At 68.0% G+C, this 13636-nt stretch carries 11 protein-coding genes; 5 read left to right on the top strand and 6 right to left on the bottom strand.

Annotated elements, in window-relative coordinates; translation table 11 throughout:
• Nucleotides 1-67: 67 nt before the first annotated feature.
• From FE811_RS10965 to cyoA, 6 genes are all read right to left on the bottom strand, one after another.
• Nucleotides 68-1870, bottom strand: coding sequence for an alpha/beta hydrolase (locus FE811_RS10965; RefSeq protein WP_140847557.1), 1803 nt, complete (start codon nt 1868-1870; stop codon nt 68-70).
• Between the two features lie 154 nt (nt 1871-2024).
• Nucleotides 2025-2717 (bottom strand): SURF1 family protein, encoded by a 693-nt coding sequence (locus FE811_RS10960; protein ID WP_140847554.1) that lies wholly within the window; start codon nt 2715-2717, stop codon nt 2025-2027.
• Complete coding sequence (gene cyoD, locus FE811_RS10955; RefSeq protein WP_036757399.1) at nt 2714-3097, bottom strand: cytochrome o ubiquinol oxidase subunit IV; 384 nt, start codon at nt 3095-3097, stop codon at nt 2714-2716. Before cyoD ends, FE811_RS10960 begins: the two co-directional genes overlap by 4 nt.
• On the bottom strand, nt 3097-3714 hold the full coding sequence (cyoC, locus tag FE811_RS10950; RefSeq protein ID WP_036757401.1) for a cytochrome o ubiquinol oxidase subunit III: 618 nt from the start codon (nt 3712-3714) through the stop codon (nt 3097-3099). The genes cyoD and cyoC overlap by 1 nt, the downstream gene beginning before the upstream one ends.
• 3 nt (nt 3715-3717) lie before the next feature.
• A complete protein-coding gene (cyoB, locus tag FE811_RS10945; RefSeq protein ID WP_036757402.1) occupies nt 3718-5724 on the bottom strand; it encodes a cytochrome o ubiquinol oxidase subunit I in 2007 nt (668 codons plus the stop codon).
• 13 nt (nt 5725-5737) lie between these two features.
• The gene (gene cyoA, locus FE811_RS10940; RefSeq protein WP_072461196.1) at nt 5738-6940 is read right to left on the bottom strand and encodes a ubiquinol oxidase subunit II; all 1203 of its coding nucleotides are present in this window, start codon (nt 6938-6940) and stop codon (nt 5738-5740) included.
• 218 nt (nt 6941-7158) lie between these two features.
• Between cyoA and FE811_RS10935 the strand changes: the two genes are divergently transcribed.
• From FE811_RS10935 to FE811_RS10915, 5 genes are all read left to right on the top strand, one after another.
• Complete coding sequence (locus tag FE811_RS10935) at nt 7159-8481, top strand: MFS transporter (protein ID WP_114535391.1); 1323 nt, start codon at nt 7159-7161, stop codon at nt 8479-8481.
• A gap of 240 nt (nt 8482-8721) precedes the next feature.
• Nucleotides 8722-10170, top strand: a complete 1449-nt coding sequence (locus tag FE811_RS10930) for a putative nucleotidyltransferase substrate binding domain-containing protein (RefSeq protein WP_255469710.1) — start codon at nt 8722-8724, stop codon at nt 10168-10170.
• Nucleotides 10167-10412, top strand: a complete 246-nt coding sequence (locus tag FE811_RS10925) for a hypothetical protein (RefSeq protein WP_140847548.1) — start codon at nt 10167-10169, stop codon at nt 10410-10412. The genes FE811_RS10930 and FE811_RS10925 overlap by 4 nt, the downstream gene beginning before the upstream one ends.
• Nucleotides 10409-13108, top strand: coding sequence for an ATP-binding protein (locus FE811_RS10920; protein WP_140847545.1), 2700 nt, complete (start codon nt 10409-10411; stop codon nt 13106-13108). Before FE811_RS10925 ends, FE811_RS10920 begins: the two co-directional genes overlap by 4 nt.
• Nucleotides 13105-13470 (top strand): response regulator transcription factor, encoded by a 366-nt coding sequence (locus FE811_RS10915; RefSeq protein WP_036757416.1) that lies wholly within the window; start codon nt 13105-13107, stop codon nt 13468-13470. The genes FE811_RS10920 and FE811_RS10915 overlap by 4 nt, the downstream gene beginning before the upstream one ends.
• The last annotated feature ends 166 nt before the right edge of the window (nt 13471-13636 follow it).

Here is a 13636-nt window from a genome sequence, read left to right as displayed (position 1 = left end):
CGGCAGTCACCTGTCCCTGACCTGTTTGGCGGCATTCGCCGGCCAGCGCAATGCGGGGGTCCGGGCCCTATCGCTGCAGCACGTAGCTGCCCGGCGCGGCGGCCAGCCGCGCACGGCCGGCCTTGCCCGCGCCCATGGCCGGCGGGGCCGTGCGCCCGGCCGAGGAATGCGCGGCCAGCCATTCGGTCCAGGCCTCCCACCAGGAACCCGGCCGCGCCTCGGCGGTCTCGGCCCAGGTGTCGGGGCTGGGGCAGCGCCCGCCGGCCTCGCGCAGCGCGATGCGATAGCGCCGGTGCGGCCGGCCCGGCTCGCTGACGATGCCGGCGTTGTGGCCGCCGCTGGTCAGCACGAAGGTCAGCTCGGTATTGCTGAGGTAATGGATCTTGAACACCGAGCGCCAGGGCGCGACATGGTCGCGCTCGGTGCCGACGACGAACATCGGCACGCGGATGTTCTGGATCGCGGCCGGCCGCCCCTCGACCATGAAGCGCCCGGCGGCCAGTTCGTTCTCCAGGTAGAGCCGCTCGAGGTATTCGGCATGCATGCGATAGGGCATGCGCGTCGAATCGGCGTTCCAGGCCATCAGGTCGATCATCGGCTTGCGCTCGCCCATCAGGTAGTCATGCACCATGCGCGACCAGATCAGGTCGTTCGAGCGCAGCAGCTGGAAGGCCCCGGCCATCTGGTCGGCAGAGAGGTAGCCGCGGTTCCACATCATGCTTTCCAATAGGTTCACCTGGCTGTGGTCGATGAACAGCGCCAGTTCCCCCGGTTCGCTGAAATCGGTCTGCGCCGCCAGCAGGGTCAGGCTTGCCAGCCGGTCGTCGTCGCCATGCGCCATGTCGGCGGCGGCGATCGACAGCAGCGTGCCGCCCAGGCAGTAGCCGACGGCATGGACCTTGCGCTGGGGCAGGACGGCGCCGACCGCATCCAGCGCCGCCATCACCCCCAGCCGGCGGTAGTCGTCCAGCGTCAGGTCGCGGTCCTCGGCCTGCGGGTTGCGCCAGGAGATGCAGAAGACCGTATGGCCCTGCGCCACCAGGTGCCGGATCAGCGAGTTCTGCGGCGAAAGGTCCAGGATATAGTATTTCATGATCCAGGCCGGCACGATTAGGATCGGCTCTGCCATCACCGTCTCGGTGGCGGGGGCGTATTGGATCAGCTCGATCAGGTGGTTGCGGAAGACGACCTTGCCCGGCGTCACCGCCACGTCCTTGCCGACCACGAAATCCTCGGTCCCGACCGGGGGCTGGCCGGTGGCCTCGCGGATCACGTCCTCGGACCAGTTGCGCATCCCCTGCACCAGGTTCATGCCGCCGGTCTGCATGGTGCGGGCGATAACCTCGGGATTGGTGAAGGGCAGGTTCGAGGGCGAGAACACGTCCAGCATCTGCCGCGCGGCGAAGGAGACGATGTCCTGGTGATGCGGGTTCACCCCCGGCACCTCATGCGTGGCATTGTGCCACCATTGCTGTTGCAGCAGGAACGCCTGCGCCCAGATGCTGAAGGGCGGCTTCTTCCAGCCCTCGGCGGCAAAGCGATAGTCGCCGGGCAGCGGGTCGATGCAGGCGGGCGCCTCGCGGTCCACGCAAAGCGCGGCCAGGTGGCACAACAGCCGCGCGGCCTTGCGGTTGGCCTTGTCGATCAGCTCCATCCGCTTGCCGGGCGCGGCGGCCAGGTGCATGGTCCAGTCCTGCAAGGCCAGCGTCAGCGCCGCCGGCGAGAGCCCGCCGGTGAACTGGGCCGTCATCGCCTCGCGCATGCGGTCGAAGGTGCGGAAGGCTTCGCGCCCCAGGGGCTCGGGGCAGGGCACGGGCGGCAGTTCGGCGGTTACGGCGGCGGGCGTCGGCGCGCGGGTCGGGGTCTTCATGGGCATCTCCTCGGCGGACGCGGGGGTGCAGAGACCGGATGGCGACGGGGCGGGGCTGGGCCATTCCAGCCTGGCTGCGCAAGCATCTGGCCCACCCTTGCGAATATCAAGCCGCCGGGACGTTGATTCAAGTCAAGCCGCGCCGGTTTTCCCGTCAGTCCCGCAGGCCCCGGCGCCGGGCCCAGAGCAGCCAGCCCGCCCAAAGCGCCGCCAGCGAGAACCAGGTCAGGGCATAGCCCAGGTGGCTGTTGCGAAAGCGGACCACGGTCAGCCCGCCGATGGGCTGCGCCCCGTCGCCGCGGGCATCGGCGTCGAGGAACCAGGGCGCGACCGCGCCAAGCCCCTGCGCCATGGCGATGGCCGCCGTGTCGCGGGAATACCAGCGCCCGGCCGCGGGATCGTTGCCGCGCAGGAAGGCGCCGCCCGGCTGGCTCATGCGCAAAAGACCCGTCACCGCCACCTCGCCCTGGGGCAGGGGGTGGTCGTCGCGGGCGGCATCCGCCACGAAGCCGCGATTGACCAGCACGGTCCAGCCCTGGGGCGTCTGCAGCGGCGTCATCACCCAAAAGCCCGGTCCCCGCGCCGTCACCGCCTTGACCAGCGTGTCGCTGTTCGCACGATAGCGGCCCGTCACCGTGACCCGGCGATATTCGGCATCGCGCGCCTCCAGCGCCGCCCATGCGGCGGGTCCGGGTGCGGGGACGGGGCTTTCCGCCAGCCGCGCCTCGACCCGCGCGATCAGGTCGGTCTTCCAGGCCAGCCGCTGCACCTGCCAGACCCCCAGCGCCACCAGCGCCAGGAACACCGCCAGCGCCCCGGCCGAGGCCGCCAGCCGGCGCAGGGTCACGAGCCGAAGCCCTGCGTCAGCTCATGGTCCATCTGCGGCATCATGTTGGTGTTCATGTGATACATGACCCAGAGCGAGCCGGCCAGCAGGATGACCACCACCACCACGGTGAAGATGGTGGAGAGCATGGTCCAGCCCTCTTCCTGCTTGCCGTTCATGTGCAGGAAATAGACCATGTGGACCAGGATCTGCACCACGGCAAAGCCGATCACGGTGACGGCGGTCAGCGCCCGGCTTTCGAAGCCGCCGGCCATGACCAGGCCAAAGGGGATCGCGGTCAGGATCACCGACAGCAGGAAACCCTTGATATACGAGGAATAGCTGCCGTGGTCGTGGCCGTGGTCGTCGTGATGCGCGGCATGGGTGTGGTCGGCGGACATCAGATCATCCCCAGCAGATAGACGAAGGTAAAGACGCCGATCCAGATGACGTCGAGGAAATGCCAGAACATCGACAGGCAGACCATGCGGCGCTGGTTCGCCGGGATCAGCCCGGTGCGGGTGATCTGCACCATCAGCGTCACCAGCCAGATCGAGCCGAAGGTGACATGCAGCCCATGCGTGCCCACCAGCGTGAAGAAGGCCGACAGGAACCCCGAGCGCTGCGGCCCGGCGCCGATATGGATCAGGTGGTGGAACTCGTAAAGCTCGATGGCCAGGAAGCACAGGCCGAAGAACAGCGTCACCGCCAGCCAGCGCAGCGTGCCCCGCTGGTCGCCCTTGCCCATGGCCAGCATGGCAAAGCCGAAGGTGATCGAGGACAGCAGCAGCATGGCGGTGTTGACGGCGACCAGCTCCAGGTCGAACAGGTCTTTCGGCCCCGGCCCGGCGGCGAAGCTGGTGCCCAGCACGCCATAGACCGCGAACAGCACCGCGAACATCAGGCAGTCGCTCATCAGGTAGACCCAGAAGCCCAGGCTGGTCGAGGCGCCGTCGGGGTGGTGATGGGGCTCAAGCTCCCAATGGCGGGCCATGGTGTCGGTCGTCGCGTGGCTCATCTCTCAAACCCCCTGCGCAAGCTGGCGCGTCCGGGCATCCTCGGTCGCCTCGATTTCCGAGACCGGGATGTAATAGTCGCGGTTGTAGTTGAAGGTATGGGCGATGCTCACGGCGACGATGCCCAGGAAGCTTGCCGCCGCCAGCCACCAGACATACCAGACCAGCGCCATGCCGCAGACCGTGGCCAGCGCGGCCAGGATCACGCCGGTGCCGGTGTTTTTCGGCATGTGGATCGGCATGTAGCCCCCGGTCGGGCGGGTGGCGCCCTGCTGCTTCATCTCCCACCAGCTGTCCAGCCCGTGCGAGATCGGGTTGAAGGCGAAGTTATAGGCCGGCGGCGGCGACGAGGTCGCCCATTCCAGCGTCCGCCCGTCCCAGGGATCGCCGCTGACATCGCGGTATTCCGGCCGGTCGCGGCGCAGGATCGAGACGCCGAACTGCACGAACATGGCCGCGATGCCGCAGGCGATCAGCACCGCGCCGAAGGCGGCAATGGCGAACCAGATCCGCAGGTCCGGGTCGTCGAAGACGCGCAGCCGCCGCGTGACGCCCATCAGGCCCAGGATGTAAAGCGGCATGAAGGCGGCCCAGAAGCCCACGACCCAGAACCAGAACGAGACCTTGCCCCAGAACACGTCCAGCTTGAAGCCGAAGGCCTTGGGCCACCAGAAGTTGATGGCCGCGAACAGGCCGAACAGCACGCCGCCGATGATGACATTGTGGAAATGCGCGATCAGGAACAGCGAGTTGTGCAGCACGAAGTCGGCCGGCGGCACGGCAAGCAGCACGCCCGTCATGCCGCCGATCACGAAGGTCAGCATGAAGGCGACCGTCCACATCATCGGCAGCTCATAGCGGATGCGGCCGCGATACATGGTGAACAGCCAGTTGAAGAGCTTGGCCCCGGTCGGGATCGAGATGATCATGGTGGTGATCCCGAAGAACGAGTTCACCGAGGCGCCCGAGCCCATGGTGAAGAAATGGTGCAGCCACACCAGATAGCTCAGCACCGTGATGCAGACCGTGGCGTAGACCATCGAGCTATAGCCGAACAGCCGCTTGCCCGAGAAGGTCGAGGTGACTTCCGAAAAGACCCCGAACAGCGGCAGGATCAGGATATAGACCTCGGGGTGGCCCCAGATCCAGATGAGGTTGATATACATCATCGGATTGCCGCCAAGGTCGTTGGTGAAGAAATTGGTGCCCACGTAGCGGTCCAGCGTCAGCAGGATCAGCGTCATGGTCAGCACCGGGAACGAGGCGACGATCAGGATGTTGGCGCAGAACGAGGTCCAGGTGAAGACCGGCATCCGCATCATGGTCATGCCCGGCGCCCGCATCTTCAGGATCGTCACCAGCAGGTTGATGCCCGACAGCGTGGTGCCGACACCGGCGACCTGCAGGCCCCAGATGTAATAGTCCACCCCGACCCAGGGGCTGTAGCCGATGCCCGACAGCGGCGGAAAGGCCAGCCAGCCGGTCTGCGCGAACTCGCCCAGGAACAGCGAGGCCATGGTGATGACCGCGCCCCCCACCGTCATCCAGAACGAGAAGTTGTTGAGGAAGGGAAAGGACACGTCGCGCGCGCCGATCTGCAAGGGCACGACATAGTTCATCAGCCCGGTGATGAAGGGCATCGCCACGAAGAAGATCATGATGACGCCATGCGCCGTGAAGATCTGGTCGTAGTGATGCGCGTTCAGGTAGCCCTCGGAGCCGCCGAAGGCCCAGACCTGCTGCAGCCGCATCATGATCGCATCGGCAAAGCCGCGCACGAACATGATCAGCGCCAGCACGATATACATGATGCCGATCTTCTTGTGGTCGACCGAGGTGAACCACTCGCGCCAGAGCCAGCCCCAGAGCCGGTATTTCGTCAGCGCCGCCAGGCCCGCGATGCCGCCCAGGGCGACGACGACGAAGGTGGCCCAGACGATCGGCTCCTTCGGGATCGCGTCCCAGTTCAGCCGGCCCAGAAGAAAGGTGGTCTCGTTGGAAAAGGTAGCCATGCTTTGCGTCCGATCAGAAGTTCTGCGCCCGGCCCTCGGCCGGGTCCAGCAGCGTGACGGCATTGTCGGGCGAGGGGGCGAAGGGCCCTTTCGGCGGCACCAGCGCATGGCCGCGCATCGGCGTCATGTCCACCGGCGCCCGCGCCAGTTCGGGCGATTTGCCGAACATCAGCGCCGAATCCTCGGGCGTGCAGAACGAGGCGACCTGGAAGGGCTCCCATCCAAGCACCGGCGCGCGGGTGCCGCGGCGCTGGTCCTTGTCATAGGTCAGCTGCGTCACGTTCATGGTGCCGGCCAGCCCCGTGCCGCCCTGCGCGTCCAGCGCCATCATCTCGGCCATGCAGATCTTGCCCGGCTCGACGCACATGTTGACGATGCGCTGGAACAGCTGCGGATCGATCTCGGCAAAGGACATCGGCGGCACGTTCTCGCTGGGCGCCTCCAGCTCCAGGTAGCGCGGGCGGTCCAGCGTGCCGCCGGCCGCGCGGGCCTTTTCGACCCAGGCGTCGAAGCCCGCCTCGTCGGTGGCATGCGCCTTGAAATGCATCCCCGAGAAGCCGTGCCCCGAGTAATGCGAGGCGATGCCCTTGTATTCGCCGGGATTGTTGAAGACGCCGTTCAGCTTGGTCTCCATCCCCGGCATGGCATAGATCATGCCGGCCATCGCGGGGATGTAGAAGGCGTTCATCACCGAGGTCGAGGTCAGCGTGAACTCGACCGGCCGGTCCACCGGCACGGCCAGTTCGTTGACCGAGGCGATGCCCTGCTCGGGATAGATGAACAGCCATTTCCAGTCCATCGCCACCACCTGGACCGGCAGGGGCCTGTGCGCCTCGGTCAGCGGCCGGTCGGCCGCGATGCGGTCCAGCGGGCGATAGGGGTCCAGCAGATGCGTGCCGACCCAGGTCAGCGCGCCCAGCGTGATGATGATCAGCAGCGGCGCGGCCCAGATCACGAATTCCAGCTTGGTCGAATGGTCCCAGTCCGGCCGATAGTCGGCGTCCTTGTTCCTTTCGCGGTAGCGGCGGGCAAAGACCACGGTCAGCACCATCACCGGCACGATGATCAGCAGCATCAGCAGCGTCGAGATCACCAGCAGGTCGCGCTGCCGCGCGGCTACGTCCCCGGCGGGCGCCAGCACCTCGGCCTTGCAGGCGGCAAGCGGAATCAGCAATGCAAGCCATGGCAGGCGGGCGAATTTTCGTATGCAGGTCATTGGACTACCCGATGTCGGTGAGCGACAGAGACGGACGGCTGAGTCGCGGGGCCGCGACATGGCACGGGGCGAATTACCTTGATCTAGGTCAAATCCGCCATGCGACGTTTTGTCCTATACAGTTCAGTTTTGGCTTGCGGCAGCTATGATGCCGGAAACGCCGCGGCGGGTTGGCCCGTGCCCGGCACGAATCTGCATCGCATCGGATTCCTCGACACATGAGCACGACCTCCTCCCCGCCCGCCGTGCAATCGGCCCCGTCCTCGCATGGTCGCCACCGGGTTTCGCCCTCGGATGTCGCGGTCGGCGTCATCATCGGGCGCACCTCGGAATTCTTCGATTTCTTCGTCTTCGCCATCGCCTCGGTGATCGTCTTTCCGCAGCGGATCTTTCCCTTCGCCGATCCGCTGACCGGGACGCTCCTGTCCTTTGCGCTGCTGGCGCTGGCCTTCGTCGCCCGGCCGCTGGGCAGCGCGCTGTTCATGAGCATCGACCGCCGCCACGGCCGCGTGACCAAGCTGACGGCGGCGCTGTTCCTGATGGGGACCGCGACCGTCGCCATGGGCCTGATCCCCAGCTACGAGAACGTCGGCGGCTGGGCCGTCGTCATCCTGGCCATGCTGCGCATCGCGCAGGGGCTGGCGCTGGGGGGCGCCTGGGACGGCATGCCCTCGCTGCTGGCGCTGACCGCGCCGCGCCACCGCCGCGGCTTCTACGCCATGGTGCCGCAGCTGGGCGCGCCCATCGGGCTGATCGTCGCCAGCCTGCTCTTCGCCTATCTGGCGGCGAACCTGACGGCGCAGGATTTCCTGGACTGGGGCTGGCGCTATCCGTTCTTCGTCGCCTTCTCGGTCAACGTGGTGGCGCTGTTCGCACGGCTGCGCATCGTCGCGACCGAGGAATTCGCCGAGCTGTTCGAATCGCGCGAACTCCAGCCCACCCGCATCGGCAAGACCCTGCGCGAGGACGGCGGCGCGATCCTGATCGGCATCTTCGTGCCGCTGGCCAGCTTTGCCATGTTCCACATGGTCACGGTCTATCCGCTGTCCTGGATCTATCTCTATACCGACGAGACGCTGCTGAGCTTCCTGATCATCGAGGCGGTGGCGGCGACCGGCGGCATCCTGGCCATCCTGCTGTCGGGCTGGCTGGCCGACCGCTTCGGCCGGCGCAACCTGCTGCTGGTCGGCGCACTGCTGATCGGCGGCTTTGCCGCGCTGGCGCCCTTGCTGCTGTCCGGCGGCCAGACCGGCGAGCTGGTCTACATGATCGCCGGCTTCTTCATCCTCGGCCTCAGCTTCGGGCAAAGCTCGGGCGCGGTGGCGTCGCTGTTCGAGGCGCGCAACCGCTATACCGGCTCGGCCATCGTCTCGGACCTGGCCTGGATGTTCGGCGCGGGCCTTGCGCCGCTGACGGCGCTGCTGCTGTCGACCTGGCTCGGGCTGCCTGCCGCGGGGCTTTACCTGCTTTCGGGCGCGATCTGCTCGACCGTGGCCATCCTCTTGTCGGGCAAGCTGGAGTTCCGCGCCGTCGACCCCTGACTTCGACCCCTGACCTCGGCCCTTCCGCACCCCCACCCGCGGCAAGGATGTTGTGCAATCCCTGGGCTTAGGCTTATCAAGGTATTGCGAGCAGGAGGAACGCCGGAATGGCGCCCGTCGCAGCCCCGAAAAGGCTGCGCCGGGCGCGGTCGCAAGGTTGGGAGGGGGCAGAGAATCCATGCGCGATTCCTCTGATGCAGCGGCTTGGCGCGTATTCGCCGGGCTGCGGGGATGCTGGCCATGACGGCTGCCGAGCGCGCGCAGCGCCATGAGCAGCGCGAGATGGTGACGCTTGTCTCCGCGCGGGTGCGCGACGCCATCCTGCGCAAGCCGCATTTCGTCGCGGCCGACACCGACCTGCTGACGCTGTGCCGCGAGCTGGCGGCGCGCGGCATCACCGATGCGCTGGTGCAGGACGGTGCGCGGCTGGGCATCTTCACCACCACGAACCTGGTGCAGGCGATCCTGCGCGAGACGCCGGCGGCGGCGCTGAAGGTGCGCGACTTCACCAGCTTTACCCCGTTTTCGGTCTCGATCGACGACGATCTCTTCGACGCGATGATGATGATGCTGCGCCACCGCATCCACCGCGTCCTGGTGCGCGAGGCGGACGAGGTGGTGGGCATCCTCAGCCAACTGGACCTGATGGGTTTCCTGGCCAACCAGTCGCATCTGGTCTCGGCCGAGATCGCGCGGGCGACCAGCCCGGCCGAACTGGCCCGGCCCGCCGCCCAGGTCGAGGCGCTGATCCGCGTGCTGAACGAGGACGGCGTGCGCATCGAGGTCATCGCCGGGCTGGTCGGCGGGCTGAACCGGCAGATCTTTCGCCGGCTGTGGCAGATGCTGGCGCCGCAGGCGCTGCGCGAGAACAGCTGCCTGATCGTCATGGGCAGCGAGGGGCGGTCCGAGCAGATCATCCGCACCGACCAGGACAACGCCCTGATCCTGCGCGACGATTTCAGCTTCGACGGGCTTGACCGGGTCACGCAGGCCTTCACCGAGGCGCTGATCTCCTTCGGCTATCCGCCCTGTCCCGGCGGCATCATGCTGAGCCGGCCGCTGTGGTGCCAAAGCGTGCAGGCCTTTGGCGACACCATCCGCGACTGGGTCCATGGCGGAGACCCCGAGGGGCCGATGAACCTGGCGATCTTCCTGGATGCCGCGGCGGTGGCGGGGGACGAAGGGCTGCTGGCCGCGGTGCAGGACCGGCTGCGGCGCATCCTGACCGGCAGCGACAGCTTCCACGCCCGCTTCGCCGCCGCGATCCGGCAGTTCGACAGCGGGGCCGAGGGCGGCTGGTGGCGCCGCCTGCCGGGGATGCGCGGACCCGAGGCGGCCGAGATCGACCTCAAGAAGCTGGGCATCTTCCCGGTCGTGCATGGCACCCGCGCGCTGGCGCTGGAATATGGCGTCGCCGCCACCGGCACCCGCGCCCGCTTGCAGGCGCTGGCCGGGGCGGGGCGCATCGACGCCGGGCTGGCCCGCGACCTGGCCGATGCGCTGCATTGCATGATGGCGCTGAAGCTGGACGGCAACCTGGCCCAGATCGCCCGCGGCCAGCCGCCCGACAACAGCATCCGCCCCGCCGACCTGGGCCGGCTGGACCGCCAGGCCCTGCGCGATTCGCTGAACATCGTGCGCGATTTCAAGCAATGGCTGGGCCAGCATTACCGGCTGGACCTGCTATGAGGCGGCGCGACGGTCCCCGCCCCGAGGTGCTGCTGGCGCTGTGCGGCGCCGGCTTCCTGCTGCTGAACTTTCCGCTGTTGCTGATCTGGGACCAGCCGCTGACGGTGCTTGGCCTGCCGCTTCTGCCGGTGGCGCTGTTCGTGATCTGGGCCGGGCTGATCGCCGCCCTGGCCTGGGTCAGCGCGCCGCGCGCCGGGCGGGGCGCCAAGGAGCCGCCGGACGCCGGGGAGAGGGACGGATGATCCAGCCCGCCCTGGTCCTTGCGGTATCCTTTGGCTACCTGCTGTTGCTGGTGGCGGTGGCGGCGCATGGCGACCGCCGCGCCGGCCAGGGGCGTTCGCTGATCGACAACAGCCTGGTCTATGCGCTGTCCTGGGGGGTCTATTGCTCGGCCTGGACCTATTTCGGCAGCGTCGGCCGCGCCGCCTCGGGCGGGGTGTGGTTCCTGCCGATCTACCTGGGCCCCATGCTCGCCATGCTGCTGGCCTGGGTGGTGCTGCGCAAGATGGTGCGCATCGCCCGCAGCTACCGCATCACCTCGATCGCGGATTTCATCGCCAGCCGCTATGGCAAGAGCCCGCTGCTGGCGGCGCTGGTGACGCTGATCACCGTGGTCGGCATCCTGCCCTATATCGCCTTGCAGCTGAAGGCGGTCTCGGCCGGCTACGAGGCGCTGACCGGCGGTCCCGGCCCGGCCGATGCGGCCTGGTGGCGCGACGGCACGCTTTACATGGCGCTGTCCCTGGCCGGCTTCGCCGTGGTCTTCGGCACCCGCCACCTGGACCTGTCCGAGCGGCACGAGGGCATGGTCGCCGCCATCGCCTTCGAATCCGCGGTCAAGCTTGCGGCCTTCCTGGCGGTGGGCGTCTTCGTCACCTACGGGCTTTTCGGCGGCATGGGCGACATCTGGGCGCGGGCGCAGGCCCAGCCCGACATCGCCGCGCTGTTGCAGCTGGGCGGCCAGGGGTTCCAGGGCTTCCAGGGCGCGCAATGGTTCACGCTGACGCTGCTGTCGATGCTGTCGGTGCTGCTGCTGCCGCGCCAGTTCCAGATGATGGTGGTGGAATGCGTGAACGAACGCCATATCCTGCCCGCCTCGTGGCAGTTCCCGGCCTATCTGCTGCTGATCAACATCTTCGTGCTGCCCATCGCCATCGGCGGGATGCTGATCTTTGGCGACGGCGGGGCGGGGGCGGAAAGCTATGTGCTGACGCTGCCCCTGTCGCAGGGCGCGGAATGGCTGGCGCTGCTGGCCTATCTGGGCGGGCTTTCGGCGGCGACCGGCATGATCATCGTCGAGACGGTCGCCGTCTCGACCATGGTCTGCAACGACCTGGTGATGCCCGCGCTGCTGAGCCGCGGCCGCTTTGCCCGCACCGGCGGCGACCTGACGCAGCTTTTGCTGAACATCCGCCGGGCCGCGATCCTGCTGGTGCTGCTGCTGGGCTACCTGTATTTCCGCGTCGCGGGCGAGGCTTATGCGCTGGTCTCGATCGGGCTGATCAGCTTTGCCGCGGTGGCGCAATTCGCCCCGGCGCTTCTGGGCGGCATGTATTGGCGCGGCGCGACGCGGGGGGGCGCGCTTGGCGGGCTGATCGGCGGCTCGCTGGTCTGGGCCTATACGCTCATGCTGCCGTCGCTGGCGCGCTCGGGCTGGATTCCGGGCGGGTTCCTGGACGGCCCCTTCGGCCTGGCCTTCCTGGCGCCGCAGCGGCTGTTCGGGCTGACGGGCTTTGACGAGCTGACGCATTCGCTGTTCTGGAGCCTCTTGGTCAACGTCTCGCTTTACGTCGGCCTGTCGCTTGCCGGCCGCGCCTCGGCGCGCGAGGCCAGCCAGGCGCTGCTTTTCGTCGAGGTGTTCCAGCGCGGCGAGGCGCAGCCGGTCTTCTGGCGCGGCCGGGCGCGGCCCGAGGATCTGCGCCGGCTGGCCGGCCGCTTCCTGGGCGCCGCGCGGGCCGAGGCGCTGTTTCGCGACCACGCGCGCGAGACCGGCACCGCGCTGGACAGCCTGATCGCCGATGCCCGGCTGGTGGACCGGGTCGAGCGCCAGATCGCCGGCGCCATCGGCACCGCCTCGGCCCGCGTCATGGTCGAATCGGTGGCGCAAGAGGAACCGCTGAGCCTGGGCGACGTGCTGGAGATCATCGACGAGGCGTCGCAGGTGCGCACCTATGCCCGCGAGCTGGAAGAGGCGACGGTCGAGCTGCGCGCCGCCAATGAAAAGCTGAAGAGCCTGGACCAGCTCAAGGACGACTTCATGTCCTCGGTCACGCATGAATTGCGCACGCCCCTGACCTCGATCCGGGCACTGACCGAGCTGATGCTGGACACGCCCGACATCCAGCCGGCCGAGCGCGAGGAGTTCCTGGCCATCATCCTGTCGGAAAGCGAAAGGCTGAGCCGGCTGGTCAACCAGGTGCTGGACCTGGCCAAGATCGAATCCGGCATGGCCGAATGGCACAATACCGACGTGGACATGAAGGCGCTGATCGTCGCCGCGCTGCGTTCCACCGCCGAGCTGTTCCGCGAACGCGGGGCCGAGGTGGTGCTGGACCTGCCCGAGCAGGTGCCGATGGTGCTGGCCGATCCCGACCGGCTGACGCAGGTGCTGGTCAACCTTTTGTCGAATGCAGCGAAATTCGTCCCCGAGCACCGCGGCCGGGTCGAGGTCGCCCTGCGCCAGCAGGGGGACGAGCTGGTGGTCACGGTGCGCGACAACGGCCCCGGCGTCGCGCCCGAGGACCAGGCCGCCGTCTTCGACAAGTTCCGCCAGGGCGGCGAGGCCGGCAACCGCCCGCCGGGCACCGGGCTCGGGCTTCCGATCAGCCGGCAGATCGTGGTTAATCTGGGCGGCAGGATGTGGCTGGACAGCCAGCCGGGGCAGGGGGCGTGCTTTGCCTTCAGCCTGCCGCTTTCGCAGCAAGGGAGGGTCCGATGACGGATAGGGTGCTGATCGCGGATGACGAGCCGAATATCGTCGTGTCGCTGTCCTTCATGCTGAAACGCGAAGGCTACGAGGTGCTGGTCGCCCCCGACGGCACCCAGGCGCTGGCGATGATCCGGGGCGAGCGGCCGCGGCTGGTGCTGCTGGACGCGGCCATGCCGGGGCTGAGCGGCTTCGAGGTCTGCGAGGCGGTGCGCGCCGATCCCGACCTGTCGGGCATCCGCATCCTGATGCTGACCGCCAAGGGCCGCGACACCGACATCGCCCGCGGCATGGGGGCGGGGGCGGACGCCTATGTGACGAAACCCTTCTCGACCCGCGAGCTGATCGTCCGCATTCGCGAGATGCTGGCATGAAGCCCGTGCCGCGCCGCCTTCTGCTTGCCGTCGCGCCGGGGCTGGCGCTGGCGCTTTGGGCGCTGCTGGGCGCGGGGCTGTTCCATGCCTCGCTGCCCCTGGGGCTGCGCGGCGGGCTGGCCGCCGCCCTGGGCCCGGCGCTGCAGGCCAGCGGCGCGATCCTGTT

The organism is Paracoccus sp. FO-3, from assembly GCF_006386455.1.
Lineage (GTDB): Bacteria > Pseudomonadota > Alphaproteobacteria > Rhodobacterales > Rhodobacteraceae > Paracoccus > Paracoccus versutus.
The sequence above is the reverse complement of the archived record's forward strand: the minus strand, read 5'-3'. Positions and strand labels throughout refer to the sequence as shown.

What these genes read in the sequence shown, in the direction of transcription:
- FE811_RS10915 (WP_036757416.1), top strand. Translation starts at nt 13,105, where the DNA reads ATGACGGATAGGGTGCTGATCGCGGATGACGAGCCGAATATCGTCGTG.
- FE811_RS10925 (WP_140847548.1), top strand. Translation starts at nt 10,167, where the DNA reads ATGAGGCGGCGCGACGGTCCCCGCCCCGAGGTGCTGCTGGCGCTGTGC.
- cyoC (WP_036757401.1), bottom strand. Translation starts at nt 3,714, where the DNA reads ATGAGCCACGCGACGACCGACACCATGGCCCGCCATTGGGAGCTTGAG.
- cyoD (WP_036757399.1), bottom strand. Translation starts at nt 3,097, where the DNA reads ATGTCCGCCGACCACACCCATGCCGCGCATCACGACGACCACGGCCAC.
- FE811_RS10920 (WP_140847545.1), top strand. Translation starts at nt 10,409, where the DNA reads ATGATCCAGCCCGCCCTGGTCCTTGCGGTATCCTTTGGCTACCTGCTG.
- FE811_RS10930 (WP_255469710.1), top strand. Translation starts at nt 8,722, where the DNA reads ATGACGGCTGCCGAGCGCGCGCAGCGCCATGAGCAGCGCGAGATGGTG.
- cyoB (WP_036757402.1), bottom strand. Translation starts at nt 5,724, where the DNA reads ATGGCTACCTTTTCCAACGAGACCACCTTTCTTCTGGGCCGGCTGAAC.
- cyoA (WP_072461196.1), bottom strand. Translation starts at nt 6,940, where the DNA reads ATGACCTGCATACGAAAATTCGCCCGCCTGCCATGGCTTGCATTGCTG.
- FE811_RS10935 (WP_114535391.1), top strand. Translation starts at nt 7,159, where the DNA reads ATGAGCACGACCTCCTCCCCGCCCGCCGTGCAATCGGCCCCGTCCTCG.
- FE811_RS10965 (WP_140847557.1), bottom strand. Translation starts at nt 1,870, where the DNA reads ATGAAGACCCCGACCCGCGCGCCGACGCCCGCCGCCGTAACCGCCGAA.